General features: G+C 71.2%; 23 protein-coding genes and 1 pseudogene. 9 read left to right on the top strand and 15 right to left on the bottom strand.

Features of this window, described 5'->3' with window-relative positions; all coding sequences use genetic code 11:
• Positions 1-171 precede the first annotated feature (171 nt).
• The gene (locus tag ACFC8N_RS01150; protein WP_356031335.1) at positions 172-819 is read left to right on the top strand and encodes a DUF4360 domain-containing protein; all 648 of its coding nucleotides are present in this window, start codon (positions 172-174) and stop codon (positions 817-819) included.
• Here ACFC8N_RS01150 and ACFC8N_RS01145 read toward each other — a convergent pair.
• Positions 779-997 (bottom strand): DUF397 domain-containing protein, encoded by a 219-nt coding sequence (locus tag ACFC8N_RS01145; protein ID WP_376285226.1) that lies wholly within the window; start codon positions 995-997, stop codon positions 779-781. The genes ACFC8N_RS01150 and ACFC8N_RS01145 overlap by 41 nt on opposite strands.
• On the bottom strand, positions 994-1830 hold the full coding sequence (locus ACFC8N_RS01140; RefSeq protein WP_376286236.1) for a Scr1 family TA system antitoxin-like transcriptional regulator: 837 nt from the start codon (positions 1828-1830) through the stop codon (positions 994-996). Before ACFC8N_RS01140 ends, ACFC8N_RS01145 begins: the two co-directional genes overlap by 4 nt.
• Before the next feature lie 108 nt (positions 1831-1938).
• Between ACFC8N_RS01140 and ACFC8N_RS01135 the strand changes: the two genes are divergently transcribed.
• Complete coding sequence (locus ACFC8N_RS01135; RefSeq protein ID WP_376285223.1) at positions 1939-2352, top strand: ATP-binding protein; 414 nt, start codon at positions 1939-1941, stop codon at positions 2350-2352.
• A 21-nt stretch (positions 2353-2373) separates the two neighbouring features.
• A pseudogene (locus ACFC8N_RS01130) lies at positions 2374-2488 on the top strand (arabinan endo-1,5-alpha-L-arabinosidase); the annotation flags it as partial.
• Between the two features lie 22 nt (positions 2489-2510).
• Here the strand turns inward: ACFC8N_RS01130 and ACFC8N_RS01125 are convergent.
• The 9 genes from ACFC8N_RS01125 to ACFC8N_RS01085 all read right to left on the bottom strand — a co-directional run bounded on the left by ACFC8N_RS01125 (position 2511) and on the right by ACFC8N_RS01085 (position 13251).
• Complete coding sequence (locus ACFC8N_RS01125; RefSeq protein ID WP_356031325.1) at positions 2511-2780, bottom strand: hypothetical protein; 270 nt, start codon at positions 2778-2780, stop codon at positions 2511-2513.
• A 119-nt stretch (positions 2781-2899) separates the two neighbouring features.
• Positions 2900-4633, bottom strand: a complete 1734-nt coding sequence (locus ACFC8N_RS01120) for a pyridoxal phosphate-dependent aminotransferase (RefSeq protein ID WP_376285220.1) — start codon at positions 4631-4633, stop codon at positions 2900-2902.
• 101 nt (positions 4634-4734) lie between these two features.
• Positions 4735-5895, bottom strand: coding sequence for an aldose epimerase family protein (locus ACFC8N_RS01115; RefSeq protein WP_376285217.1), 1161 nt, complete (start codon positions 5893-5895; stop codon positions 4735-4737).
• Positions 5896-5934: 39 nt separating this feature from the next.
• Positions 5935-7179: a multiple monosaccharide ABC transporter permease gene (gene mmsB / locus ACFC8N_RS01110; RefSeq protein WP_362821550.1), complete on the bottom strand. Its 1245-nt coding sequence runs from the start codon at positions 7177-7179 to the stop codon at positions 5935-5937.
• Positions 7176-8762, bottom strand: a complete 1587-nt coding sequence (mmsA, locus tag ACFC8N_RS01105) for a multiple monosaccharide ABC transporter ATP-binding protein (RefSeq protein WP_356031315.1) — start codon at positions 8760-8762, stop codon at positions 7176-7178. The genes mmsB and mmsA overlap by 4 nt, the downstream gene beginning before the upstream one ends.
• A 55-nt stretch (positions 8763-8817) precedes the next feature.
• Positions 8818-9927, bottom strand: a complete 1110-nt coding sequence (gene chvE, locus ACFC8N_RS01100) for a multiple monosaccharide ABC transporter substrate-binding protein (RefSeq protein WP_356031312.1) — start codon at positions 9925-9927, stop codon at positions 8818-8820.
• Positions 9928-9974: 47 nt separating this feature from the next.
• The gene (locus ACFC8N_RS01095) at positions 9975-10943 is read right to left on the bottom strand and encodes a hypothetical protein (RefSeq protein WP_376285213.1); all 969 of its coding nucleotides are present in this window, start codon (positions 10941-10943) and stop codon (positions 9975-9977) included.
• A 146-nt stretch (positions 10944-11089) separates the two neighbouring features.
• On the bottom strand, positions 11090-12094 hold the full coding sequence (locus ACFC8N_RS01090; RefSeq protein ID WP_376285210.1) for a zinc-binding dehydrogenase: 1005 nt from the start codon (positions 12092-12094) through the stop codon (positions 11090-11092).
• A complete protein-coding gene (locus ACFC8N_RS01085) occupies positions 12091-13251 on the bottom strand; it encodes a mandelate racemase/muconate lactonizing enzyme family protein (RefSeq protein WP_356031305.1) in 1161 nt (386 codons plus the stop codon). The genes ACFC8N_RS01090 and ACFC8N_RS01085 overlap by 4 nt, the downstream gene beginning before the upstream one ends.
• 201 nt (positions 13252-13452) lie before the next feature.
• Between ACFC8N_RS01085 and ACFC8N_RS01080 the strand changes: the two genes are divergently transcribed.
• Positions 13453-14727, top strand: a complete 1275-nt coding sequence (locus ACFC8N_RS01080; protein WP_376285207.1) for a hypothetical protein — start codon at positions 13453-13455, stop codon at positions 14725-14727.
• A 185-nt stretch (positions 14728-14912) separates the two neighbouring features.
• Positions 14913-16064, top strand: coding sequence for a serine hydrolase domain-containing protein (locus ACFC8N_RS01075; RefSeq protein WP_356031300.1), 1152 nt, complete (start codon positions 14913-14915; stop codon positions 16062-16064).
• Positions 16065-16125: 61 nt separating this feature from the next.
• Here ACFC8N_RS01075 and ACFC8N_RS01070 read toward each other — a convergent pair whose 3' ends face one another.
• Positions 16126-16545: an organic hydroperoxide resistance protein gene (locus ACFC8N_RS01070; RefSeq protein ID WP_376285204.1), complete on the bottom strand. Its 420-nt coding sequence runs from the start codon at positions 16543-16545 to the stop codon at positions 16126-16128.
• A 108-nt stretch (positions 16546-16653) separates the two neighbouring features.
• Positions 16654-17688 carry an NADP-dependent oxidoreductase gene (locus ACFC8N_RS01065; protein ID WP_356031294.1) on the bottom strand — a complete coding sequence of 345 codons (1035 nt, stop codon included), beginning with the start codon at positions 17686-17688 and terminating at the stop codon, positions 16654-16656.
• A gap of 119 nt (positions 17689-17807) precedes the next feature.
• Here ACFC8N_RS01065 and ACFC8N_RS01060 point away from each other — a divergent pair, with 119 nt between their 5' ends.
• The 4 genes from ACFC8N_RS01060 (at position 17808) to ACFC8N_RS01045 (ending at position 23095) form a co-directional block, all read left to right on the top strand.
• Positions 17808-18266, top strand: coding sequence for a MarR family transcriptional regulator (locus ACFC8N_RS01060; RefSeq protein ID WP_356031291.1), 459 nt, complete (start codon positions 17808-17810; stop codon positions 18264-18266).
• Positions 18267-18302: 36 nt separating this feature from the next.
• Positions 18303-19130, top strand: coding sequence for an EI24 domain-containing protein (locus ACFC8N_RS01055; RefSeq protein WP_376285201.1), 828 nt, complete (start codon positions 18303-18305; stop codon positions 19128-19130).
• Between the two features lie 454 nt (positions 19131-19584).
• The gene (locus ACFC8N_RS01050) at positions 19585-22041 is read left to right on the top strand and encodes a glycoside hydrolase family 3 protein (protein ID WP_376285198.1); all 2457 of its coding nucleotides are present in this window, start codon (positions 19585-19587) and stop codon (positions 22039-22041) included.
• 136 nt (positions 22042-22177) lie between these two features.
• Positions 22178-23095: a hypothetical protein gene (locus ACFC8N_RS01045; protein WP_376285195.1), complete on the top strand. Its 918-nt coding sequence runs from the start codon at positions 22178-22180 to the stop codon at positions 23093-23095.
• 23 nt (positions 23096-23118) lie between these two features.
• Here ACFC8N_RS01045 and ACFC8N_RS01040 read toward each other — a convergent pair whose 3' ends face one another.
• Both ACFC8N_RS01040 and ACFC8N_RS01035 read right to left on the bottom strand, forming a co-directional pair.
• Positions 23119-24096, bottom strand: coding sequence for an aldose epimerase family protein (locus tag ACFC8N_RS01040; RefSeq protein WP_376285193.1), 978 nt, complete (start codon positions 24094-24096; stop codon positions 23119-23121).
• A 32-nt stretch (positions 24097-24128) separates the two neighbouring features.
• A complete protein-coding gene (locus ACFC8N_RS01035) occupies positions 24129-25013 on the bottom strand; it encodes an SGNH/GDSL hydrolase family protein (protein WP_356031278.1) in 885 nt (294 codons plus the stop codon).
• Between the last annotated feature and the right edge of the window lie 15 nt (positions 25014-25028).

Here is a 25028-nt window from a genome sequence, read left to right as displayed (position 1 = left end):
TGAAAATCCCGGATGTGAATGGCCGGAGTTCGCTCTCCCGGGGCGGGACGTGGCTACCTACGATGCTCACGCCTCCCGCCCTTCACAGGTCCCGCACAGTTCCTTCAGGCCGGACGAGCGACAGGGGCGGGTCGGAGGTACACCCCCCACTCGACGACATGGGAGAGAACCATGGCTCGTGGACTCCTCCTGAGCGGCGCCGTAGCCGCTCTGCTCACCGCCGCACTGCCCACCCGGGCATCCGCCTCGGGTGTCTTCGACAACCCGCCCCCGGACAAGATCGTCATCGACGTGGCGACCGTCAACGGCTCCGGCTGCCCCGCGGGTACGGCGGCGGTCGCCGTCTCGCCGGACAACACCGCCTTCACGGTGACCTACAGCGCCTACCTGGCCCAGGCCGGCGGCAACTCCGACCCCACGGCCTTCCGCAGGAACTGCCAGCTCGACCTGATCGTCCACGTCCCGCAGGGCTTCACCTACGCCATCGCCAGCGCGGACTACCGGGGCTTCCTCTCCCTCCAGCCCGGCGCGACGGCGACCCAGAAGGCCTCGTACTACTTCCAGGGCTCCTCTCAGACCGTGCCCAAGACCCACCCCTTCAACGGCGCCTTCAACGACAACTGGGAGGCCACCGACAGCACCGACGTGGCCCAACTGGTCTGGGCGCCCTGCGGGGTGGAGCGCAACTTCAACATCAACACCGAGCTCAGAGTCAACGCCGGCACTCAGAGTCCGGACAAGGTCAGCTTCATGACCATGGACTCGACGGACGGCAACATCAGCACCGTGTACCACATGGCGTGGAAGCAGTGCCCGTAGCGGCGTAGCCGACGAAGTCGCTCCAGGCGGCGGGGGAGAGGCCCAGCACCGGGCCCTCCTTCGCCTTGGAGTCGCGGATGTGGACGGTGGCGGGGCGGACGGCGACCTCTATGCAGTCACCGGATGCGCTGCTGCTGTAGCTGCTCTTGAACCACGTCAGTTCGGAGTTGCCGCTCATAAGTCCCCTCGCATCCGTTGCAGCAGACTCGCGGAGTCTCTGATGGTGAGAGCCTGCGAACGCATCCTGGCATACCGTGACTGGAGCACGCTGACCACTCTCGACTGAGTGATCAACTGGCCGCTCTCCTGCCCTTCGACATAAGCGAACCACTTGTTCTCGGGGGTTTCCAGGAGTTGGAGAGGGCCTTGCAGTCCGGCGTGCGACCCCTGGGCCAGAGGCATCACCTGGATCTCGACGTTCCTCAGCTCGCTGAGCACCAGGATGTGGTCGATGAGCTTACGGGTGACATCCACGCCGCCGGTACGCCGCAGGAACAGGTGTTCTTCGAGGATGAAGCTGGATGTGGTGCTGAGGCGTTCGTGCAGCATGCGCTGTCGCTCTGTCCGAGCGGACCACATCTCCTCGATCTCCGGGTCCGTCAGCGGGGGCAACTGATCCGCCGCCAGGGCCCGTACGTACGCCTCCGTCTGCAAGAGCCCTGGGATCATCCGGCACTCGTATGTGCAGAGATTGATCGCCAGCTTCTCCATCCGCGCCCACCGCCGGAACCAGGAGGCCAACCCCGGTTCCCGCGCAAGGTGTTCAGCCGCCTTCCGCAGTGCTCCGGTGTTCCCCAGTGTCTGCTCCGCCGCTTCCACGAAGTCCGGGTCCGGCATTCGCCTCCCCAGCTCGATGGATGCGACCGTGTGTTTGGAGAAGCTCACGAGCTCCCCCAGATCGTCCCTGCTCAGCCCGTGATGCTCCCGGAGGGCCTGCAAGACTGCCCCGAACGTCCGCAAGCTGCCCGATGACTCCGGCTCGGCGCCGTTTCCCGTACCCATGTCGCACATGGTCACGTTCAGCTACGAGTACTGTCCAGTCCGTAACCGCGTACGCTCCGCGCAGCGTACGCGGGTCGGCGCTGGTGAACTCGGCCTCCCGCCCGCCACATTGGGCCCATGAACGTCACCCATCGCCTGAGCCCGACGCCGCGCGGTGCCCGTCTGGCCAGGCATCTCACTCTCTCTCAGCTCGCCCTGTGGGGTATCCCGTGCGGCACGCGGGCAGCGGATGCCGTGGGCGTGATCGTCGCCGAGCTGGCCGCCAACGCCGTGACGCACGGGCGCGTACCGGGGCGGGACTTCGAGTTGAGGCTGGCGTTGGTGACGGGGAGTGTCCGCGTCGAGGTGAGTGACGCGAGGGGCGAGCGGCGCCCCCCGGGGCCGAAAGGTGAGCCCGGGCTGTTCGCCGAGGCGGGGCGTGGGCTGCTGTTGGTGGACGCGTTCGCCGACCGGTGGGAGGTGGTCGACCGGGAGCCGCTGGGCAAGACCGTGCGCGCCGAGGTCGATCTGCATGCGTGCGAGAACTGTTGACTCGCAAACCATTCGATTCCCTCGATCGCCGAGCGGCCCACCGGCAGCAAGGCGATCGAGGCGCCGTACATCGTCAAGCGGGGCGGCTACTGCCACCTCCGTCACCGGGCCGTACTACGACAAGAGCGGTGTCGCAACGGGTCCGGGCCGCCGGCCGGTCAGCAGAGCAGGTTGATCAGGCCGACGCAGTCCGGCCCTTCCCAGCCCTCGTCGTGGTCGCCGTGCTCGTGCTCGTGCTCATGCTCGCGGCCGTGCTCGTGCTCGTGGTCGCGGTCGTGGTCGGCGGGACGGGACTGGACGGTGGCGACCCTCGCGGCCACGGCGGACGAGGGCGTGGCCGCGGTGGTCGCGAGTGCGACGCCCAGGGCGCCGACGGCGAATACTCGGGCGATGATCCTGTGTTGGCGAAACGCCGGTATGTGGTTCATGTGACTCACCCTGGCTGCCTTCGCAGGAAGTTTCACCTCGTGTGGGCCATTCGTGTGAGTCACCCGTGACCCGGGGATCCCGATCCCTCAACCGCCCTTCGGGGAAGGGGACTTCGGGCTCAGCCCGCCTGGTCCATGCCTGCCGCGTTCGGCCAGCTCTGGGCGTTCGGCCAGCCCGTCGCCGGGGCCGGTGTCAGCCCGTTCGGGACGGCCGGTGCGGCCGGTGCGGGCACCGCCGGGGTGGCCGGCGCCGTCATGCCCCGCACCTGCGCCGCCGTCAGCCCGCCGCGCGCCGGAACACCGGGCGGGGTGGGGGCGAAGGCGGCGGGTGCGGGTGCGGGTGGCGGTACCGGCTGCGGCATCGGCAGCGGCTGGGGAACCGGCGGCGGGGCCATCGGCTGCTGCAGGGGCACCATCGGCGGCTGGGCCGGGACCAGGGGCTGCTGCGCCGGGGCGGGCTGCGCCACCGCCGGTACCGGAACCGGCGCCGGCTGGGGCGCCGCCGGCAGGGGCTGGGCTGCCGCCGGCATCGGCATCCCGGCGCCGGGTGGTGGCACGGCGGCGGGGAGCGGCATGCCGGTGCCGGCGGCCGGAGCGGGAGCGGCGGTCATGGCCTGGGCCTGCGCGGCCAGGCCGGGTACGCCGCCTCCGTTGGTCTCACTCATCAGCCGGTCGACGGCCGCCGTACCCGAGCTGTAGCTGGTCCCTGCGCCCAGCTCGGGTACGGCGGCTCCCCTCCTGGTCCCGTAGAGCACCTGTTCCAGGCCGGACACCAGGCGACGCACGTCGACCTGGGGGCGCACCACGAGTCTCAGGAAGCGGCTGGAGGATCCGATCTTGTTGCCGCACTCACGGACCAGGATCCGGTGCTCGGCGAGCATCCGGTCCCGGACCACCGTGCCCACGGCGCCCAGGGGCAGCCGGACGAACAGGAAGTTGCCCTGGGAGGGGAAGACGGTCAGGCCGGGGAGCGCGGAGAGGTGGCTGGCCATCTCCAGGCGGTCCCGGCGGACCTGGGCCAGGCTCTGCGCGTACTCGGGGCCGTGGTCGCGCAGCATGAACACCAGGTGCTCGGCCAGGGAGTTGAGGTTCCACTTCGGGAGCATCGAGCGGACCCTGCCCGCGAGCGCGGGGTTCGCCACCAGGTAGCCGAAGCGGATGCCGTGCAGACCGAAGTTCTTGCCGAGGCTGCGCAGGACGATCACGTTGTGGCGGAGCACGGCCTCCTGGACGACGCTCGGCTCGGCCTCGGCGTCCGCGAAATCCAGGAAGGACTCGTCGACCACGATCAGGTCCAGGTCGGCCATGGCGTCCAGGAACTGCACCAGGGACTGCTTGCGCGTGTAGCCGCCGTCGGGGTTGTTCGGGTTGCAGATCACGGCGACGCGCGTGCCCCGGGCGCGGATGAACTCCGCGTACTGCGCGAGGTCCAGGGCGAAGCCGGACGCCTCCTGGAGCGGGAACATGTCGACCCGCTTGCCGGTCTCCATCGGCTGGTCGGTCCAGCGGCCGAAGGTGGGGACCGGGACCGCCAGGGACTCACGGACCAGGAGGTGGTCGATCCAGGTGATCAGTTCCGTGGAGCCGTTGCCCATCGCCACGCACTGCGGCGGCAGTTGGAGCAGTGCGCACAGTTCCCCCGTGATGGTGTCGGCGCCGCTCGGGTAGTACGTCACGATCTCGTGCAACCGGGCCGACAGCTCGTCGAACATGGCCGGGGTCGGGAAGTACGGGTTGCACGGGACGCAGAAGTCCACCGGTCCCGTCCCGTCGCCGCCCTCCCGTGTCAGCGCCGCCATCGACGGGCTGTGCGCGGCGGTGCCGCGGAACAGCGAGGTGACGTTGCCGGCCAAGAGGACCTCCGTTCAAGGTGGCCCGTGCGGGGGAGCACGGGCCACCCTTGAGTACGGAAGGGACGGCAGTGGCGTTCAACTCACCGGTCGTGTGAGCCGGTTCACGCGGAGAACGTGTGGATGGTCGTCGTCCGGTAGGTACGGCCGGGGCGCAGCACCGTGGACGGGAACGTCGGCTCGTTCGGGGAGTCCGGGAAGTGCTGGGTCTCCAGGGCCAGCCCGTCGCCCTGCCGGTAGGTGTGTCCGGAGGGGCCGACCAGGGTGCCGTCGAGGAAGTTGCCCGAGTAGAACTGCACGCCGGGCTGGTCGGTGAAGATCTTCAGGGTGCGGCCGGACTCCGGGTCGCGCAGGGTCACCACGTGCTCGGGCCGGGCGGTGACGCCCTTGTCGAGCACGAAGTTGTGGTCGTAGCCCTTGGCGGTGACCAGCTGCGGGTGGCCGGTGCGGATGTCCCGGCCGATCGGCTTGGGGTGGGTGAAGTCGAAGGGGGTGCCCTTGACCCGCGCCAGCTCGCCGGTGGGTATCAGGCCCGAGTCGGTCGGGGTGAACCGGCCGGCCGCGAGCCAGAGTTCGTGGTCGTAGATGCTGCCGCTGCCCTCGCCCGCGAGGTTGTAGTACGTGTGGTTGGTGAGGTTCACGACCGTCGGCCTGTCGGTGGTGGCCTCGTAGTCGATGCGCCAGTCGCCGTGCCGGGTGAGGGTGAAGGTGACCTTCGTCCGCAGCGTGCCGGGGTAGCCCATCTCGCCGTCGGCGCTCGTGTAGTACAGGTGCAGGCCGACGTCGTGGCCGGCGGTGAAGGGCTCGATGTCCCACACCTTGGTGTTGAAGCCCTTGGCGCCGCCGTGCAGGCTGTTCACGCCGTCGTTGACGGACAGCTGGTACTTCTTGCCGTCGAGCGTGAACTGCCCCTTGGCGATGCGGTTTCCGTAACGGCCGATGGTGGCGCCGAAGAAGGTGGTGCCCTTCACGTAGGCGTCGAGGTTGTCGTAGCCGAGCGAGACGTTCGCGTACCGGCCGTGGCGGTCCGGGATCTCCAGGGACTGGATGATGCCGCCGTAGGAGAGGACCTTCAGCCGCGTGCCGCCGTTCTCCAGCGACCAGCGGTACACCTTCGTGCCGTCGGCGAGCGTGCCGAAGTACTCCTTCACCGGTTTCCCGCCCTCCGGACGGCTGGCGGCCCGAGCCGCGCCCGTTCCGAGGGTGGTGGCGGCCAGGCCTGTGGCCGCGGCTCCCGCGATGACCGTGCGTCTGTTCAGTTCCATGGGTACGGCTCCCTTGTCTGGACCCTCATGTATGGACCCTCACGAACCGGACTTGCGCTTGTTCCACACGTCGAACCCGACCGCCGCCAGCAGGGCCAGGCCCTTGATGACCTGCTGCCAGTCGGTGCCGACGCTGAGGAGGTTCATGCCGTTGTTCAGCACACCGAGGACGAGACCACCGATGATGGCGCCGAGGACGGTGCCGACACCACCGCTCATGGAGGCGCCGCCGATGAACGAGGAGGCGATGGCCTCCAGTTCGAAGCCGTCGCCCGCCTTCGGCGAGGCCGCGTTCAGACGGGCGGCGACCACCAGACCCGCCAGGGCCGCGAGCACGCCCATGTTCAGGAACACCTGGAAGGTGATGCGCTTGTCCTTCACGCCGGACAGCTTGGCCGCCGGCAGGTTGCCGCCGATGGCGTAGATGTGGCGGCCGAAGACCGAGTTGCGCATGACGTAGCCGTAGCCGCCGACCAGGACGCCGAGGATGATCAGCACGATCGGGGCGCCGTCGTAGCTGGCGAGCAGCATCGTGAGGGCGAGGATCGCGGCGACCAGCGCGACGAGCTTGAGCAGGAACAGCTTCACCGGTACGACGTCGAGGGAGAACTCCTGCTGGCGGCGCCGGTCGCGCACCTCCTGCCACACCACGGCGGCGATCAACACGATGCCGAGGAGCAGGGTGAGGTTGTGGTAGTTGGTGTTCGGGCCGACCTCGGGCAGGAAGCCGTTGCCGATCTTCTGCAGCCCGTTCGGGAACGGGCCGAGGGTCTGGCCCTTCAGGAGGATCTCCGTCAGACCGCGGAAGAGCAGCATCCCGGCGAGCGTGACGATGAACGACGGTATGCCGAAATACGCGATCAGGAAGCCCTGTACGGAGCCCGCCACCGCGCCCACCAGCAGGCACAGCACCAGGGCGATCGGCCAGGCGACGTGGTGCTGCACCGTCAGCACGGCCGCGAACGCGCCCACGAACGCCGTGATCGAGCCGACCGACAGGTCGATGTGCCCGGCGATGATCACCAGCATCATGCCGATCGCGAGGATCAGGATGTAGCTGTTCTGCAGCACCAGGTTGGAGACGTTGCGCGGCAGCAGCAGGTCGCCGCCGGTCCAGATCTGGAAGAGGACGACGATCAGGCCGAGCGCGATCAGCATGCCGTACTGGCGCATGTTGCGGCGCAGGCCGCCCAGCACCAGCTGCAACAGACCCTCGCCGCCGGCCGATCCGCCCTTGCCCGGCGGTGCGGCCGCCGGGGTCTTGTCGGTGACGTCCGTGCTCATCGCGTTACCTCTTCGTCCTTTGCGTTGTCCGTCGCGTCTGTCGGGGCCTGGTCCTTCGTCATCCGGCGCATCAGCACTTCCTGGGTGGCCTCGGCCCGCGGCACCTCACCGGTCAGCCGCCCGGCGGACATCGTGTAGATGCGGTCGCACATGCCGAGCAGCTCCGGCAGTTCGGAGGAGATGAAGACGACCGCCTTGCCCTGGGCGGCCAGCTGGTCGATGACCGTGTAGATCTCGTACTTGGCGCCCACGTCGATGCCGCGCGTGGGCTCGTCCAGGATCAGCACATCGGGCTCGGCGAAGATCCACTTGCTGAGGACGACCTTCTGCTGGTTGCCGCCGGACAGCTTGCCCACCGGCTCGAAGACCGTCGGCGCCTTGATGTTCATGGACTTCCGGAAGCCCTCGGAGACCTGCCGCTCCGCCTGCTCGTCCACCACGCCCCGCCGGGCAACCTTCTTCAGCGCGGTCAGCGAGATGTTGCGGTTGATGGTGTCGATGAGGTTGAGGCCGTAGTGCTTGCGGTCCTCGGTGACGTACGCGATGCCGTGGTCCACCGCCTCGGCGACGGACTTCGTACGGATCTCGACGCCGTCCTTGAGGACCGTGCCGCCCCCGTACCGGCCGTAGGTGCGGCCGAAGACGCTCATGGCGAGCTCGGTGCGGCCTGCGCCCATCAGACCCGCGATGCCGACGATCTCGCCCCGGCGGACGCTGAGCGACACGTCGTCCACGACCTTGCGCTGCTGGTCGATGGGGTGGTGGACGGTCCAGTTGCGGATCTCCAGCGCCGGGGCCGCGCCCTCCTGCGCCTCGTGCGGGGTGCGCTCGGGGAAGCGGTGGTCGAGGTCGCGGCCCACCATGCCGCTGATGATCCGGTCCTCGGTCGTGCCCGCGTCCTTGACGTCCAGGGTCTCGATCGACCGGCCGTCCCGGATGATCGTCACCGAGTCGGCGACCTTGCGGATCTCGTTGAGCTTGTGCGAGATGATGATCGAGGTGATGCCCTGGTTCTTCAACTCCATGATGAGATCGAGGAGTTTGCCGCTGTCCTCGTCGTTCAGCGCCGCGGTGGGCTCGTCCAGGATGAGCAGCTTCACCTTCTTCGACAGGGCCTTGGCGATCTCCACGAGCTGCTGCTTGCCCACGCCGATGTCGGTGACGCGGGTCTCGGGGTGGTCGTCGAGACCCACCCGGCGCAGCAGCTCGGTGGCGTGCCGCAGGGTCTCCCGCCAGTCGATGAACCCGCCCCTGGCGTGTTCGTTGCCGAGGAAGATGTTCTCCGCCAGCGAGAGGTACGGCGACAGCGCCAGCTCCTGGTGGATGATCACGATGCCGCGTTGCTCGCTCGCCCGGATGTCACCGAAGGCGCAGAGCTCCCCCTCGAAGAGGATCTCGCCCTCGTAACTGCCGTGCGGATGGACGCCGGAGAGGACCTTCATGAGGGTCGACTTGCCGGCGCCGTTCTCCCCGCAGATGGCGTGGACCTCGCCCTGGCGGACGGTCAGCGTGACGTCCGACAGGGCTTTGACGCCGGGAAAGGTCTTGACGATCGAGCGCATTTCCAGGACGGGTCCCGCCATGGTCGTGCCTTCCAATCAGTGTGGGGTCAGTTCGGCCCAGGGCAGTCGGGCGGGATCACTTGAGCTGGGACTCGGTGTAGTAGCCGCCCTTGACCAGGACGTCCTCGTAGTTGGTCTTGTCCACGCTCACCGGCTGGAGCAGGTAGGAGGGGACGACCTTGGCGCCGTTGGTGTAGGTCGTGGTGTCGTTGACGTTCGGCTTCTTGCCGTGCAGGACGTCGTCGACCATGGTCACCGCGACCGCGGTCTCCTGGCGGCTGTCCTTGAAGACGGTCTGGGTCTGCTGGCCCGCGATGATCGACTTCACCGAGGCCAGCTCGGCGTCCTGGCCGGTGATGACGGGCAGCGGGTTGGACGAGGAGCCGTAACCGTCGGACTTCAGCGCGGAGATGATGCCGATGGAGATGCCGTCGTAGGGCGAGAGCACCGCGTCGACCTTGCCGCTCTTGTAGGCGGAGGTGAGGATGTCCTCCATGCGCTTCTGCGCGGTGGTGCCGTCCCAGCGCAGGGTGGTGACCTGGTTGAGCTTGGTCTGCCCGGACTTGACCACCAGCTCCTTCTTGTCGATGTAGGGCTGGAGCACCTTCATCGCGCCGTTGAAGAAGTACTGGGTGTTGTTGTCGTCGTTGGAGCCGGCGAACAGCTCGATGTTGAACGGGCCCTTCTTGCCGGCGTCCAGACCGAGCTTGTGGACGATGTAGGTGCCCTGGAGGGTGCCGACCTTCTCGTTGTCGAACGAGGCGTAGTAGTCGACGTTCTTGGTGCCGAGGATGAGCCGGTCGTAGGCGATGACCGGGATGTTGGCCTGGGCGGCCTCCTGGAGCACGTTGTTCAGGGACTTGTTGTCGATGGCCGCGATGATCAGGCCCTTGACGCCCTGCGTGATCATGTTCTCGATCTGCGAGACCTGGGTGCTCGGGTCGTCCTCGCCGTAGACCAGCTTGGTCTTGTAGCCCTTGGCCTGGAGGTTCTTGACCATGTCGTTGCCGTCGTTGATCCACCGCTCGGAGGACTTCGTCGGCATCGCGATGCCGATCGTGGCGCCCTTGACGTCGCCCGTCTTCTCCTTGCTGCCGCCCGAGCCGCTCTGCCCGCAGGCGGTCAGCGTGAGGGCGAGCGCGGCGGCTCCGGCTGTCGCGGCGAGTGCCGTTCTGCGGTTGCGCATGATGATCTGTCCTTGGTCGTCTCGGCGTTGAGCTCTTGAACGGGTGATCAGGCGTTGGCGGGGAATCGGTTGAGCGGGCCCGGCAGTCGGGAGCCGAGCGGCGCCATGTCGCCGTCCGCGCCGTGCCGGGCGAGCAGGTCCAGGGCGAGCCGGCCGCGCCGCACCCGCTCCCGGGCGGTGTCCAGGGTCACGTCCCGCAGGTGGGTGCCCCACGGGTAGATGCCGGGAGCCTTGGACAGGCCGAACTTCAGATACAGCGGTGCGCCGCGCCGGATCAGCTCGGCGACCTCGTACATCCGCACATAGCCGCCGAGGTCGTCGGGGGCCTCGATGTACATGTCCATGGGGGCAGCGGAGACCCGGCGGATCTCGGTGAGGTGATCCAGCGTCAGATCGCTGGGCACGTTGAGGGAGTCGGCGCCGAGCCGCTCGTAGACGGCGTACGACGCCGGGTTCACGGGGCCGATGAGCGCCGAGACCTTCAGCGTGGTGTCGGCCGGGATGATGCCGGCCTCGCGGGCCCGGTGCAGGGTCCACAGCACTCCCTCGTCGGCGACGAGCAGGCACTTGACGCCCAACTCCGTTGCCCGGACCGCGTCTTCGAGGCAGCCGGCCACGGCGTCGTGGCCCCGGGCGCGCAGTCCGGCCCCCCGCGAGTCGGAGCGCACCGAGCCGCCGATGTCCCATGTGCCGCGCGGGCCGGTGAACAGGCAGAGTTCGATGTCGCGTGCGGCGGTCGCCTCGACCATCTCGGTGATCTCGGCGTCGGTGAGCATCCACACGCCGCTGCCCTGGCTGATCCGGTGGATCGGCACATCGAGACGGGAGGCCTCCTTGAGCACGACCGCCAGCGCCTCGGGCCCCTCGCACGAGGGGATCTCGGTGCGCCAGCGGCCGCCGCCCGGGAAGCTGTGGGCGGAGGCGTCGGCGGGGTCGAGGGCGGGCGCGCCGAGGCCGAGAGCGGCGAGCACCTGCTCGCCGGGCCTGCGGGCTGCCGGGGCGGAAGCGTCGGTCACAAGCTGTCCTTCGTGTTCGAGGAGTTCTCGGTGTTCGAGATATCGGACAAGGTTCGCGGCTCTGGGTGCGAAAAAAGCCCGGTTTCCGGCCTTTCCGGTACGCCGGCCGGGGCGCCGTCAGGTCACGCCCCGGCCGGCGTACGTCTCTAGGGGCGGAGCAGCACCTTGCCCACCGCGGGATCGCCTGCCCCGACGAGATCGATGGCCCGGGAGAACTCGGCCAGCGGCAACTGGTGCGTGACCAGCGGCAGCGGGTCGAGCAGTCCGGCGCCGAAGACCCGCACGGTGTGCGCCCAGGCGTCCGGCGGCGCCCCGAAGACGGTGTGCACCTCCAGCTGCCGTACGACGAGATCGGTCGGGTCCAGCCCGTCCGCGCCCGCCGCCGGGATCCCGGTCAGCACCAGGCGCCCGCCGCGCCGCAGCAGGGAGGCGGCGGTGCGCGCGGCGGACGCGGACCCGGCGGTCTCGATCACGACGTCGAAGTCGTCGGGGAGCAGCTGGTCCCTGGTGCGGAAGCCGGTGGCCCCGAACTGCCGCGACAGCTCCTGGCGGTCGTTCCTCGTCCCGACCACCAGCAGCTCGCCCGGCGAGATCGCCCGCAGGAACTGCACGGCGAACATCCCGAGCGTCCCGGTGCCGACCACCGCGACCCGCTCGCCCGGCCGGGCGCCCGCCTTCAGCGCGGCCGCCGCGATACAGGCGGCCGGCTCCAGCAGGGCGGCCGCCGTGAGGTCGGCGTCGTCCGGCAGGGCGTGCAGCAGCCGGGCCGGCAGGGTGAGCGTGGCGGCCATGGCGCCCGGCTGGGTGAAGCCGGTCTCCTCGTAGCCGTCGGTGCACAGCGTGGTCTCGCCCGCGTGGCAGCGGTCGCACACCTGGCAGTTGCGAAAGCCCTCGCCGACGACCTTGCGGCCGGTGAGGGAGGCCGGGACACCCGGGCCGACCTTCGCGACCGTGCCGGACCACTCGTGGCCCGGCGTCAGGGGGTAACGGACGTACCCCTCGGGCCGGTTGCCCTGGTACACCTCGCGGTCGCTGCCGCAGATGCCGACCGCGTGCACGGCGACCAGCGCCTCGCCGGGGCCGGGCTCGCGGGGCGTGTGCGGGGCGAGCCGGTGGCTGCCCGGGGCCTCGATGACGACGGCGCCGCTCACTTCCGGCCGCCCTTCGGCCTGCGCTGCTCCCAGCCCTCGGCCCACAGGTCGAACCGGGCCTGCTGCTGCGGGAACTCGGCGGCCGCGTCCACGTCCAGCTCGACCCCGAGGCCGGGCGCGTCGGAGAGGTGGAAGTAGCCGTCCACGACCTGCGGCGCGCCCTTGACCACCTTCTTGATCTCCGCGTCCGCGAAGTCGTTGAAATGCTCAAGGATCTTGAAGTTCGGCGCGGTGAAGCCGACCTGGAGCGAGGCGGCGGTGAGCACCGGCCCGCCGACGTTGTGCGGAGCGACCAGCATGTAGTGCGTCTCGGCGGTGGCCGCGAGCTTGCGGGTCTCCCAGATGCCGCCGATGTGGCCGACGTCCGGCTGGATGATGTCCACGGCCTGGCTCTCGAACAGCTCGCGGAACTCGATGCGGTCGTGGATCCGCTCACCGGTGGCGACCGGGACGTCCACCTTGGCGGCCACCTTCTCCAGCGCCTTGAGGTTCTCCGGCGGCACCGGCTCCTCCAGCCAGGCCGGCTTGAAGGGGGCCAGCTCCTTGGCCAGCCGGACGGCGGTGGCGGGGGAGAAGCGGCCGTGCATCTCCAGCATCAGCTCGGCGTCCGGGCCGATCGCGTCCCGCACGGCCTCGATGAGCGAGACGGCGTACAGGCTCTGCTCGTGGTCCAGCTCGAAGTGCCCGGTGCCGAACGGGTCGATCTTCAGCGCCTTGTACCCGCGCTCCATCACCCCCTGCGCGGCCTTGTGGTACGCCTCGGGCGTTCGCTCGGTCGTGTACCACCCGTTGGCGTACGCCTTGACGCGGTCGGTCACCTTTCCGCCGAGCAACTGCCAGACGGGGACGCCGAGCGCCTTGCCCTTGATGTCCCAGCACGCCATCTCGATCACGGCGATGCCGGACATGACGATCTCGCCCGCGCGGCCGAAGTCGCCGTACTTCATCCGGCGCACGAGATCCTCGACAGCGAAGGGATCCGAGCCGAGGATGTGATTGGCCTCGGCCTCCCGCAGATAGCCGATCAGCGCGTCGGTGTGACCGAGCATCCGGGTCTCGCCGACTCCCGTGATCCCCTCGTCGGTGTGCACCTGGACGTAGGTCAGGTTGCGCCACGGCGTGCCGACCACGTGTGTGCTGATTCCGGTGATGCGCACGGCAGTTGCCCTTCAGCTGTTCGAGATTTCGTCACACGTTCGAAATGCTGGCGTGACAGTAAGGACGCGACGGCGGGAGTGTCAATGGGTCGAACAGGTAACGGTTTCGGCAAGGCTTTCGAGAATTCTTTGGCTGATCCACGAAACCTTCACAGGCAGCCCTAGGAACGTGACCGACGGGGAATCTAGTCTTCCGGCGTCATGGACTACTGCATCCCGTGCCAACGGCACCTCAACGGCGCCCTGGCCTGCCCCGGGTGCGGAGCACCGGCGCATGCCGCACCCGCGGAAGCGACGGCCACCTATGCGTACGCGCGCGCGGGGGAGACATCGGGACACGGCGGTGGTCACGTTCCGGCCGGAAGCGGCTACGCGCCGGGTGCATACGGCGCCCCGGGCGCGGAGTACGGCGCACGGATCCCGGCGCAGGGGCACGGCGCGCCGCAGGAGTACGTGCAGGGCGGGCCGCGGGAGTACGCGGCCGGCGACGCCCGGGAGTTCGGGGCCGCCGGGGCGGAGCGGGCGTCCGGGGCGGGTTCGGAGTCGGCGGCGGGGTCGGGGCCGCGCGGTGCGGGTGCGCCGCAGGGGTACGTGCCGGGCGGGGCACAGGGGTACGCGTTCGGCGATGCCCGGGAGCATCCGGCCGCCGGGGCGGAGCGGGCGTCCGGGGCGGGTTCGGAGTCGGCGGCGGGGTCCGGGCCGCGCGGTGCGGGCGGGCCGCAGGAGTACGTGCAGGGCGGGCCGCAGGAGTACGCGGCCGGCGACGCCCGGGAGTTCGGGGCCGCCGGGGCGGAGCGGACGGCCGGGCCGGATCCGGAGTCGGCACCGGAGCCCGAGCCGCACGGTGCGGGGGCGCCGGAGCCCGACGCCGAGGAGGACTCCGCGTCCGGGCCCGCCGGATCCCCGGCCGGCGGCCGGGCCGCCCGGCGCAGGGGGCGGGGCGCCGCGACCGTGGGCCCCACCGGTGCCGACGCCAGCCGGCGCGACCGCAAGGCCGCCGTCCACCGCCGCCGGCGTCGCCGTACGGTCCTGATCGCCGCGGGGTTCGTCATCGCGGCCGGCGGACTCAGCATCGCAGAACTGGGCACGGACGCGCCCTTCGCGCCGTTCTCCGGCGGCAGCCCGGCCGCGTCCGGGAACACCGCGGCGAACGGCGGTGCCGACTCCGCGACGCCGGGCGCCTCGGCGAGCGACACCTCCGGCGCCGCCCCGGGCGCGGGCGCCGCCGCTCCGCACGCCTCGGCCGACGCGTCCGCGAGCAAGCACCCCAAGGGCAGGGCCTCGACGTCGCCGAAGCCGAAGGACACCGGCAGCACGGAACCGGCCGGGGCGACGGGTCCCGGTCCGACCTCCACGGCCCCGGAGCCCACGGCCCGCCCCACCGCCACCCCGACCAGCGTCCCGACGACGTCCAGGCCGACCCCCAGGCCGTCGCCGAGCAGCACCTGCAAGCAGTTCCTGTGGTGGTGCACCTGACCCCTGGCCCGCGTCCGCGCACCACCCCGCCCTCCGCCATCCGGGGCATCGCAGACACTCACCGGCCCCCGCGGCGGTTGAGTCGAACAGGCACATCCCGCCGTAACGGTCTGGGGAACGTCCCGAACGGGAACGGGCGTTGTGCGAGGGGGAGCGGCGAGAGCGGCTCAGGGTGAGGAGAGCGGATGAGTCAGGAGATCACCGTCCACGGCACGGTCGCCGAGGGCTTCGAGGCGGTGCGCGAGGAGTTCGCCGCGTTCGTCGCCGGGGAACGGCGCGACTACGAGGGCCAGTTGTGCGCGTACGTGCACGGCAGGCGGGTCGTCGACCTGTGGGCGGGCGGCGAGGCGGACTCCCTGTACGGCGTGTACTCGTCCACCAAGGGTGCCGCACACCTGGTGGCGGCGCTCCTGGTGCAGGACGGCACGCTGGAGCTGGACCGCAAAGTGACCTACTACTGGCCGGAGTTCGCCGCCGAGGGCAAGGCCTCGGTGACCCTGCGGGAGCTGCTGGCGCACCGGGCGGGCCTGGTCGGGATCGACGCCGGGTTCTCGGCCGAGGAGATGGCGGACGACCGGGCGATGGCCGAACGGCTCGCCGACCAGAAGCCGTTCTGGCGCCCGGGCACGGCCTTCGGCTACCACGCGCTGGTGATCGGTGCGCTCACCGGCGAGGTGGTGCGCCGGGCCACGGGGCGCACGCTCCAGGAGGTGTACGAGGAGCGGGTGCGCGCCCCCTACGGCGCGGACTTCCACCTGGGCCTGCCCGAGTCCGAGGAACCCCGCTACCGCACCGCGCAGCCGATGCTCCCGACGCCGGAGCAGCAGGCGCTCATGGCGGCCCAGCCGACCGGGCCGCACACCCTGGCCGCCATCGCGTTCAACCGGCATGTGCCGCAGCCGGGGACGCTGGAGGACTACGTCAACTCCCGTCTCGTACGGGCCAAGGGGCCGGCGTCGGCGGGCGGGGTCGCCTCCGCGCGCGGGCTCGCGACGATGTACGCGGCGGCGATCAGCGAGCCGGCGGACCGCCCGCCGCTGCTGAAGCCGGACACGGTCGCCGAGGTGGGCCAGATCCACTCCGTCGGGTACGACCTGGTGGCCCGCGCCCACAAGGCGTACGGCCTCGGTTTCCAGGCGACGGCCGACATGTGGCACCCGGTCCTGGGCGCGGGCACCTTCGGCCACAGCGGCGCGGGCGGCTCCCAGGCCTTCGCCGACCCCCGCAGCGGCCTGGCGTACGGCTACACGCGGCGCAGGACGGTCTTCCCGGGCGGTGCGGCCCCGGAGAACGAGGGCTTCGTGAGAGCGGTGCACGGCGCGGCACTGGCCCGCTGAGAGAAACGGCAGCCGCACCCCACGTCCAGGGATGCGGCTGCCCTCGTGAGAACGACGGTGGTCAGGCCAGCGTCACGGTGACGTCGCCCCGGGTCGCCTTCGAGTACGGGCACACCTGGTGCGCCTTCTCGACCAGGCCCTGGGCCGCCTCGGCGGACACGTTCGGGATGTTCGCGGAGATCTCCACGATGATCCCGAACCCGTCGTCGTTCTTGCCGATGCCGACCTTCGCGGTGACGGTCGAGCCGGAGACGTCGGCGCCCTCCTGCCGGGCGACCACGGCCAGCGCGCCCTGGAAGCAGGCGCTGTAACCGGCGGCGAACAGCTGCTCCGGGTTGGTCCCGGCCCCGCTGCCGCCCATCTCCTCGGGCGGGTTCACGACGACGTCGAGCTTGCCGTCGTCGGTCGCGACCCGGCCGTCGCGGCCGTTCTCGGCGGTGGCGACGGCGGTGTACAGGACGTCGTTCTGCGTGATGGGCATGCGGGTGTCCTCCTCCTCGGTCCGCCGCGACTCGCGCCCACGATCGACGGCGGATTTCGGAAAGAAGTTACCGCATGCCGAAATCGGCAGGGAAGGGCGGCCGGGGCCTCAGAGCTTGACGATCATCTTCCCGATGTTGTCGCCGCGCAGGACCCCGAGGAACGCCTCCAGGTTGTTCTCGATGCCCTCGACGACCGTCTCGCGGTACTTCAGCTCGCCCGAGGCGACCCACGGCGCGACCTTCTGGACGAACTCGGGCTGCAGGTCGTAGTGGTCGCCGACCAGGAAGCCCTCGATGCGGCCCCGGGTCTGGATCAGCCGGGCGAGGTTCCTCGGGCCGGGCGCGGGCTCGGTGTTGTTGTAGACCGAGATCATGCCGCAGACGGCGATCCGGCCGCCCTCGCGGAGCGAGCCGATCGCTGCTTCCAGGTGCTCGCCGCCGACGTTGTCGAAGTAGACGTCGATGCCGTCGGGCGCGGCCTCGCGCAGCTGCTCGGCGACCGGGCCGTTCTTGTAGTTGAACGCCGCGTCGAAGCCGTACTCCTCGACCAGCAGCTTGACCTTCTCGTCGGAGCCGGCCGAGCCGATGACCCGGGAGGCGCCGAGCAGCTTGGCGAGCTGGCCGACCTCGCTGCCCACGGCACCCGCGGCGCCGGAGACGAACACGATGTCGCCCTCCTTGAAGGAGGCGGTGCGCAGCAGACCGGCGTAGGCGGTCAGGCCGGTCATGCCGAGCACGCCGAGGTACGCCGACAGCGGCACCTCGTGGGCCTGGTCGTCGACCTTGACGGCCGGGATGACCGCAGGGCCCACCTTGACGGCGTTCTTCGCGTCCACGGCCGCGTACTCGCGCCAGCCGAAGAAGTGCAGGATGTGGTCGCCGACCTCGATGCCCTCGGCGTTGGACTCGATCACCTCGCCGACCGCGCCGCCCTGCATGACCTTGCCCAGCTCGAACGGGGCGGCGTACGACTTCGCGGCACTCATCCGGCCGCGCATGTACGGGTCCACGGAGAGGTACTTGTTCCGCACCAGCACCTGGCCCTCGCGGGGGGTCGGGACCTCGGTCTCGACCAGGGCGAAGTCCTCGGGCTTCGGCCAGCCGACGGGACGGCTGAGCAGGTGCCACTCGCGGTTGATCATGACGGGCCTTTCTTCGTGCTGCTGACGGGGGGTGCTGATTGCTGCAAATACTTCAGTACCTGAAACAACCATGCTCCTGAATATTTCATGATGTCAAGTAACGGAGTATCCTGGAGCGCATGTCCACTCCGTCGTCCGCTCCGTCCAGTCCCTTGAGGACCCGCCGCCCCGACGCCCTGACCCTGGAGGTCGTCGAGCTGATCGGCGACGTCGTGGCCCGCTTCTACGCGGACTACGAGAAGGCGGCGGGCGAGCACACGCTGACCGGCCCGCAGGCCCGGCTGCTCAGCCTGCTCTCGCTGGAGCCGCTGCCGATGCGCAAACTCGCGCAGAAGCTGAAGTGCGAGCCGTCCAACGTGACCGGGATCGTGGACCGCCTGGAGTCCCGGGGACTGGTCGAGCGGCGCCCGGACCCCGCCGACCGCCGGGTCAAGCTGGCCGCCGCCACCGACGAGGGCCTGCGCATGGCCAAGGACCTGCGCGAGGGCCTGCGCTTCGCCCGCGAACCCCTCGCCGGCCTCTCCGACGACGAGCGCCGCTCGCTGCGCGACCTGCTGCGGCGGATGCTGGACGACTGATGCCCGGGGCGTGATCCCGCGGGTAAAGTCTCGGCCATGCGTGATCTCGGGGTGGGGTTCGGCTATCTGCTGCGGGGCCAGCGCTGGGCCGGCCGGCACGGCAGGCAGTACCGCTTCGGGCTGCTGCCCGGGCTGATCACCCTGGTCCTGTACGCGGCGGCGCTGGTCGCGCTCGCCGTGTGGGGCGAGGACGCCGTCACCTGGGCGACGCCGTTCGCGGACCACTGGTCCAGCCCCTGGCAGGGCCTGTTCCGCGGCTTCCTCACCGCCGTCCTGTTCGCCCTCGGCCTGCTGCTGGCCGTGCTCACCTTCACGGCCGTGACCCTGCTGGTCGGCCAGCCCTTCTACGAGAGCCTGTCGGAGAAGGCCGACGCGGACGTCTCGCCCGACGGCACCGCCCCGCGCTCGGACCTCCCGCTCTGGCGCGAGCTGTGGATCTCGGGCCGCGACAGCCTGCGCGTGCTGGTGCGGGCCGGGCTCTGGGGCGTCCTGCTCTTCGCGCTGGGCCTCCTGCCGTTCGTCGGCCAGACCGTGGTCCCCGTGCTCGGCTTCTTCGTCACCGGCTTCTTCCTCACCGAGGAACTGGCCGCCGTGGCCCTCCAGCGCCGCGGCGTGGAACTGCGCGCCCGGCTCGTCCTGCTCCGCTCCCGCAAGACCCTGGTCTGGGGCTTCGGCACCCCGCTCGGCCTGGCCTTCCTGGTCCCGTTCGCCGCGGTGTTCCTGATGCCGGGAGCGGTGGTGGGCGCGACGCTGCTGGCCCGGGACCTGCTGGGGGAGGAGACCGAGGAAGGCGGGGCGGGCGGGGCGGGCACCGAAGGCCCCGCGCCCGACGGGCGCCCGCACCCACAGGGCGTCATCCCCTAGCCAGGGGGTGTCGTTTGGATCATCCCGGCGTCGCGGGGTCTGGCACGCGCGGGTCCGCCGGCCCGCACTGTTCCTCACGGCCGACCTGATCCAAACGACACCCCCTGGCCCACCCCCGGCCCGGAATCCGTGCGGCCGCCTCCGGCGTGGTGCGGGAGCCGCCCGCGATCCGGGGCCACTCGCCCGGGGCGCCCCGGCAGCGGCCACCCGTCGGCCGCACCCCGCCCGCCGCTCGCTCCAGCGCCTCGCCGCGGCCCATTGGCCGCGCCGGGCCCGGTACGGGGCGCGGACCGGCGTGGAGACCACCACCGGCTCGACGAATACGGCTTCGTGCGCCGGGAGTTCTGCACGGGGACGCCGCCGACGCAGGAAGTCCCGGAACGGGTCTTGATTCCTTCGCAGGTGGCGGAGGCAGGATTGAGGCGTTCACGCACGCCGACGAGGAGGCACCGCGATGACGGGACCCCGGCCCACCCCGGCCGACTCGACCCGCGAGGCGGTCGTGGAGGCGGCGCTGCGGCGCCTCGGCCTCGACGCCAAGGCGCGGCTGCTGGCCGGGCAGGACGTGTGGACCCTGCCCGCTCTCCCGGAGATCGGCCTGGCCTCGCTCGTCATGTCCGACGGGCCCGTCGGCGTGCGCGGCGTGCGCTGGAGCGCCGACGACCCCTCCGTCGCCCTGTCCTCGCCGACCGCGCTCGCCGCCACCTGGGACCCCGCACTCGCCCGCCGCGCCGGCGTGCTGCTCGCCCAGGAGGCCCGCCGCAAGGGCGTCCATGTGCTGCTCGCCCCCACCGTCAACCTCCACCGCTCCCCGCTCGGCGGCCGCCACTTCGAGGCCTACAGCGAGGACCCGTACCTGACCGGCGCGATCGGCACCGGATACGTCAGCGGCGTCCAGTCCGGCGGCGTCGGCACCACTGTCAAGCACTTCGTCGCCAACGACGCCGAGACCGACCGCTTCACCGTGGACAACCTGGTTCCCGAACGCGCCCTGCGCGAGCTGTACCTGGCCCCCTTCGAGGCGATCGTCACCGGCGCCCGCCCCTGGGGCGTCATGACCGCCTACAACACGGTCAACGGCACGACCATGACCGAGCACCACCACCTGGTCGACGAAGTCCTGCGCGGCGAATGGGGCTTCGACGGCCTCAACGTCTCCGACTGGATGGCCGCCCGGGACACCGTCGGCTGCATCGAGGGCGGCCTCGACGTCGCCATGCCGGGCCCCCGCACCGTCTACGGCGCCGCCCTCGCCCGGGCCGTCCGGGAGGGCCGGGTCGCCGAGGCCGCCGTCGACGCCGCCGTACGGCGCGTGCTGCGGCTCGCCGCCCGCGTCGGGATCCTCGACGGCGCCGAACCCGTCGTCACCGAACCGCCGGAGAGCGTCGACGGCGCCGAACTGGCCCGCGAGATCGCCCGCCGCTCCTTCGTCCTGGTACGCAACGAGCGCGGCGCCCTCCCGCTGAAGCAGAACGGCACCGTGGCCCTCATCGGTGCCGCCGCCCGCGACGCCCGCGTCCTCGGCGGGGGTTCCGCCACCGTCTTCCCGGCCCGGATCGTCTCCCCGCTCGACGGCCTCACCGCCGCACTGGCCGAGGGCACGCTCAGCTACGCGGTCGGCGCCGACCCGGCCACCGAACTCGCCGTCGCCGGACCCGGGTTCACACTCAGGGCCGTGTGCCGGGACAGCGCCGGCACCGTCATCGGCACCCGCTCGGCGCCGGGCGGGCTGATCCAGTGGATGGGGTCCGACCTCCCCGAGGGCGTCACGCACGAGAACCTCCACACCGTCGAGCTGACCGGCACCTTCACGCCCCGCGAGTCCGGCCCGCACACCTTCGGCATCAAGGGCACGGGCCCTTTCACGCTCACCGTCGACGGCACGACGTACTACGACGACGTCCAGCGCCCCGGCAAGGACGACCCCTTCGAGGCCTTCTTCGCCGCCCCCGTACCCCGCGCCCGGGCCGAACTCACCGCCGGCGAACCGGTCGAGGTCTCCCTCGCCCACGTCGTCCGGCTTCCCGACGACCTCCCGATGCGCGTCGTCGCCTTCGCCCTCGCCCACGCCGAGCCGCAGCGCGACGCCGACGAACTGATCGCCGAGGCCGTCCGGGCGGCGCGCGGCGCCGACACCGCCGTCGTCATGGTCGCCACCACCGACCGCGTCGAGTCCGAGGGCTTCGACCGCACCGACCTGCGCCTGCCCGGCCGCCAGGACGACCTGGTCCGCGCGGTCGCCGCCGCCAACCCGAACACCGTGGTGGTCGTCAACTCCGGCTCCCCGGTGGAACTGCCCTGGCGCGAGGACGTGGCCGCCGTCCTGCTGACCTGGTTCCCCGGCCAGGAGGGCGGCGCCGCCCTCGTCGACGTCCTCACCGGCGCCCACGAGCCCGGCGGCCGGCTCCCCACCACCTGGGGCTCCCTCGCCGACGCCCCGGTCACCCGGGTCGTCCCGACCGACGGCCAACTGCCGTACACCGAGGGCGTGTTCATCGGCTACCGCGCCTGGGAGCGGGCCGGCCGCACCCCGGCGTACCCCTTCGGGCACGGCCTCGGCTACACCGACTGGACCTACGAGTCCCTCGCGGCCGCCCCGCGGGCCGACGGCACCGTCACGGCCCGCGTCCGGTTGCGCAACACCGGTGAACGGCCCGGCCGCGAGGTCGTCCAGGTCTACCTCGCCCCGGCCGAGCCCGACCCCGAGCGCCCGGCCCGCCGGCTCGCCGGCTTCGCCTGCGCCCCGGCCGGACCCGGCGAGAGCGCCGAGGTGACGGTCACCCTCCCGCGCCGCGCCTTCGAGGTCTGGGACGAGAAGGCGAACGCGTGGGTGTTTGTGAAGGGTTCGTACGAGATCACCGCCGGACGCTCGATCGCGGACCACCGGCTCGCCGCGCCGATTAACGTCTGATCCGGGACAAGTCCCCCACATGCAGCCCCGGTCCGGGACCTGACCCCTGGACCGGGGCTCGTGGCGTCCGGGCGGGTGTGGCAGACTCCCGGCCCGCGAGAGACACCGGACACACCGGGTACGGGGGAGAGACGACGTGTATCCAGGCCAGCAGCAACCGGGGCCCTACGGCCAGCAACCGCCGGCCGGGCCGTACGGCCCGCAACCGCCCGCCGGGCCGTACGGACAGCAGCCGCAGTACCCGTATCCCCCGTACCAGCAGCCGCAGTACCAGCAGCCGCAGTACCAGCAGCCCTACGCTCCGCAGCAGCCGTACCCGCCGCAGCAACCCGCCCCGGTGCACGGCCAGGAGGTCGGTGAGGGGCGCATGCGGCTGGATCCCGGCCTGACGCCCGCCCAGCGCGAGCTGACGCAGAAGATCCAGGCGAAGTCCAAGCCGATGGCCTACGGCATGGTCCTCGGCCTTCCGCTCACCTTCGGCGGCGTCCACTACGGCATCACGCGGCAGCCCCTCGGATTCGTCGCCGCGCTCGTCGGACTGGGCCTGCTGGGCTTCGGCGTCTACTCACTGCTGCAGATGCAGGCCCTCAAGCGGCAGCTGCGGCTCATCACGGCGGACGCCTGGCGCTCCCCGGCCGCGCACCTGCCCAGCGCCCGCAAGGCCGCGACCCAGGCCGCCTATCTCAACGGCGTGCTGGCGCTGCTGTCCCTGGCCGCGAGCGGCTACCTGCTCTACAAGGGCGCCGGCTGGGGCGCGTACGGCAACTCCTTCGGCTTCGGCGCGCTGGTGACCGCCGCCGCGCTGCCCTTCGGGATGGCGCTGGCGGCCGCGAGCACCATCCCGCAGCTGCTCCAGGTGATCCCGGCCGGCGCCCGGGTCGGCCGGAGCCTGTACTCGATCCTCTTCGCGCTGGCCACGACCGTGACGGTCGAGGGCATCAAGGGCCACGACGTCCCGCAGATCGCGGGCGGCGCGGTGGCCCTGCTCATCTGCGGCGGCGCCATGTCCCTGCTGGGCAAGGCGGTGAAGCGGATGCGGGGCGAACCGGTCTGACCCGACCGCGTCCAGGGCCCGTCCTAGCGGACCGAGAAGGCGTACACCGTCTCCGACCTGAACACCTCGCCCGGCCGCAGCACCGTGCCCGGGAACTCCGGGCGGTTCGGGGAGTCCGGGAAGTGCTGGGTCTCCAGGGCGATGCCGGCGCCCGGGGCGAACGGCTCGGGCAGGTGGTCGGCGGTGTAGAGCTGGAGGCCCGGTTCGGTCGTCGAGAGGGTCAGGGTGCGGCCGGAGGCCGGGTCGTGCAGTTCGGCGGCCTCCTCCGCGGTCGCGGTCAGGCCCTTGTCCAGCACGAAGTTGTGGTCGTAGCCCGAGCCGCTCTTGCGGGCCTCGCGGAAGTCGAAACGGGTGCCGGTCACGTCCGCGAGGACGCCCGTCGGGATCAGGTCCGCGTCGACCGGGGTGAAGCGGGAGGCGGCGATGCGCAGTTCGTGGCCGCCCGCGTGGTCGGCGTCCCGGCCGGCCAGGTTGACGTAGCCGTGGCTCGTGAGGTTGAGGACCGTCGGCGCGTCCGTCGTCGCCTCGTAGGCGAGGCGCAGGGCGCCGGACGCGTCCAGCGTGTACGTGACCGACACCGCCAGCCGGCCCGGGAAACCCTCCTCGCCGTGCGGGCTGACCCGGCTCAGCCGCAGGCCGTGCTCGACCGGCTCGGCGTCCCACACCCGCTTGTCGAAGCCGCGGGCGCCGCCGTGCAGGCAGTTGCGTCCGTCGTTCGGCTCCAGGGCGTGGACCGCGCCGTCCAGCGGGAAGCGGGCGTTCGCGATCCGGTTGGCGTACCGGCCGACCAGGGCGCCGAAGTACGGCTCCGGGTGGGCGAGATAGCCGTCCAGGGAGGAGAAGCCGAGGACCACGTTCGCCCGCAGGCCCTCGCGGTCCGGCACCTCCAGCGCGCGCACGATGCCGCCGTACGTCAGGATCTCGACGCGCGTTCCGCCGCGCTCCAGGGTCCAGCGGTGGACATCCGTGCCGTCGGAAAGTGTGCCGAAAAGTTCGCTCATGTGGGAAACCCTAGGTCAGGGCCGCTTCGCCGTCACAGTCTCGCCGTCACCGTGCGGTAGGCGATCTCGGCCAGTCGGGCCTGGCCGTCCTTGCTGGGGTGGAACCAGTCCCAGTGGCTGAGCTGGTCGGTGCCGAAGTCGTAGGCGTACACCGCGCCCCCGTCGAAGCGGCAGCGGCGGTCCTGGGCGCAGACGTCCTTCAGCACCTTGTTGTACTCCACCACCCGCTGCTGCACCTGGTCCCGGCGCCGGCCGGCCGAGCCGGTCAGGTCGTCCGCGTCGGACAGCATCGACGGGCAGATGCCGAGCTTCCACACCTGCCTGCCCAGCGGATTGGTCCGGCCCTCGGCCCACAGCCGCTTCAGGTTCGGCACACTCGCCACGTACACCTGCGTCTTCGGCGCCTCCTTGCGCAGCGTGCGCAGCGCCTCCTCGAAGTCCGCGCGGAAGTCGGCCACCGGGGTCATCGCCGACGCCGAGTCGCGGCAGGCGTCGTTCGCGCCCGCCATCACCGTGACCAACCCGGGGCTGTGCGCCGCCGCCTGGGTCATCTGCTCGGGCAGGTCCGCCATCCGGGCGCCGGTCACCGCGTAGTTCCAGCTGTTGCGGGCCGCGCCCGTCGCACCGAGCAGGCGCACCGCCAGGCTGTCCACCTGCGCGTCGCTGCCCGTCGCCCACGACACCTCGGGGCAGTCCGACAGCACCGTGCACGCGTCGAAGCCGCGGGTGATGGAGTCGCCGACCGCGGCGATCGAGTCCGGGCTGCGGTTCCACAGCGGGGCGGACCTCGCGGCGCGCGCCTTGGTGGCGTCCGGCGCGGGTGCGCTGCCGCCGCCGGCGTCGCAACCGGCGACTCCCAGCGCGGCCACCGCCACGACGGCGAGAGCGGCTCGCGTACGGCTGCTCGGCTTGCCCATCCCCTGCTGATCCCC

This window comes from Streptomyces sp. NPDC055966, assembly GCF_042269865.1.
GTDB lineage: Bacteria > Actinomycetota > Actinomycetes > Streptomycetales > Streptomycetaceae > Streptomyces.
Note: the sequence above shows the minus strand (reverse complement) of the source record. Positions and strands in the feature narration are given on the sequence as shown.

What these genes read in the sequence shown, in the direction of transcription:
- ACFC8N_RS01150 (WP_356031335.1), top strand. Translation starts at nt 172, where the DNA reads ATGGCTCGTGGACTCCTCCTGAGCGGCGCCGTAGCCGCTCTGCTCACC.
- ACFC8N_RS01145 (WP_376285226.1), bottom strand. Translation starts at nt 997, where the DNA reads ATGAGCGGCAACTCCGAACTGACGTGGTTCAAGAGCAGCTACAGCAGC.
- ACFC8N_RS01140 (WP_376286236.1), bottom strand. Translation starts at nt 1,830, where the DNA reads ATGTGCGACATGGGTACGGGAAACGGCGCCGAGCCGGAGTCATCGGGC.
- ACFC8N_RS01135 (WP_376285223.1), top strand. Translation starts at nt 1,939, where the DNA reads ATGAACGTCACCCATCGCCTGAGCCCGACGCCGCGCGGTGCCCGTCTG.
- ACFC8N_RS01125 (WP_356031325.1), bottom strand. Translation starts at nt 2,780, where the DNA reads ATGAACCACATACCGGCGTTTCGCCAACACAGGATCATCGCCCGAGTA.
- ACFC8N_RS01115 (WP_376285217.1), bottom strand. Translation starts at nt 5,895, where the DNA reads ATGGAACTGAACAGACGCACGGTCATCGCGGGAGCCGCGGCCACAGGC.
- mmsB (WP_362821550.1), bottom strand. Translation starts at nt 7,179, where the DNA reads ATGAGCACGGACGTCACCGACAAGACCCCGGCGGCCGCACCGCCGGGC.
- mmsA (WP_356031315.1), bottom strand. Translation starts at nt 8,762, where the DNA reads ATGGCGGGACCCGTCCTGGAAATGCGCTCGATCGTCAAGACCTTTCCC.
- chvE (WP_356031312.1), bottom strand. Translation starts at nt 9,927, where the DNA reads ATGCGCAACCGCAGAACGGCACTCGCCGCGACAGCCGGAGCCGCCGCG.
- ACFC8N_RS01080 (WP_376285207.1), top strand. Translation starts at nt 13,453, where the DNA reads ATGGACTACTGCATCCCGTGCCAACGGCACCTCAACGGCGCCCTGGCC.
- ACFC8N_RS01075 (WP_356031300.1), top strand. Translation starts at nt 14,913, where the DNA reads ATGAGTCAGGAGATCACCGTCCACGGCACGGTCGCCGAGGGCTTCGAG.
- ACFC8N_RS01070 (WP_376285204.1), bottom strand. Translation starts at nt 16,545, where the DNA reads ATGCCCATCACGCAGAACGACGTCCTGTACACCGCCGTCGCCACCGCC.
- ACFC8N_RS01065 (WP_356031294.1), bottom strand. Translation starts at nt 17,688, where the DNA reads ATGATCAACCGCGAGTGGCACCTGCTCAGCCGTCCCGTCGGCTGGCCG.
- ACFC8N_RS01060 (WP_356031291.1), top strand. Translation starts at nt 17,808, where the DNA reads ATGTCCACTCCGTCGTCCGCTCCGTCCAGTCCCTTGAGGACCCGCCGC.
- ACFC8N_RS01055 (WP_376285201.1), top strand. Translation starts at nt 18,303, where the DNA reads ATGCGTGATCTCGGGGTGGGGTTCGGCTATCTGCTGCGGGGCCAGCGC.
- ACFC8N_RS01050 (WP_376285198.1), top strand. Translation starts at nt 19,585, where the DNA reads ATGACGGGACCCCGGCCCACCCCGGCCGACTCGACCCGCGAGGCGGTC.
- ACFC8N_RS01040 (WP_376285193.1), bottom strand. Translation starts at nt 24,096, where the DNA reads ATGAGCGAACTTTTCGGCACACTTTCCGACGGCACGGATGTCCACCGC.
- ACFC8N_RS01035 (WP_356031278.1), bottom strand. Translation starts at nt 25,013, where the DNA reads ATGGGCAAGCCGAGCAGCCGTACGCGAGCCGCTCTCGCCGTCGTGGCG.